1 rRNA gene is annotated in these 521 nt (G+C 67.4%); it reads right to left on the bottom strand.

Annotated features, from left to right (window positions below):
* Positions 1–428 precede the first annotated feature (428 nt).
* Positions 429–521: ribosomal RNA gene (rrf, locus tag AC07F3_RS22620) — 5S ribosomal RNA — on the bottom strand; the annotation flags it as partial.

Genomic DNA, 521 nt, shown 5'->3' with positions numbered 1-521 from the left:
CCCGACGGAACCCACCACGGTCGTCATCACGACGCGGAGCCGGACGATCATCACGACGACCGTACGAGCTGCCGCCGGCACCGCCGGTGGGGCGGCCGCCGCGGTCGTCGCGGCGGGGGTAGCCACCGCCGGATCCACCGCGACTGTCGTCACGACGCCCGCCGTAACCGCCCCGGTCGTTGTCACGACGCGGACCGCGGTCGTCTCGACCACCGCGGTAGCCGCCCCGGTCACCACCGTCCTGACGGCGCGGCTCGCGCTCCGGACGATCGTCGGGAGAGTTGGTGGACATCGTGACTCCTAGTCTTCGGGTACTGCAGTCATTCTCGCGCAGTCGGCTGCCCGACGCGCTTCGGCAAAGCAAAGCGGAAAAACAAAAGGACCCTTGGTCCCAGCGTGAACGCTGGGACCAAGGGTCCTGAAATATTGTTCGGCGGCGTCCTACTCTCCCACAGGGTCCCCCCTGCAGTACCATCGGCGCTGAAAGGCTTAGCTTCCGGGTTCGGAATGTAACCGGGCGT

The organism is Streptomyces sp. NPDC045846 (genome assembly GCF_056431605.1).
The sequence above is the reverse complement of the archived record's forward strand: the minus strand, read 5'-3'. Positions and strand labels throughout refer to the sequence as shown.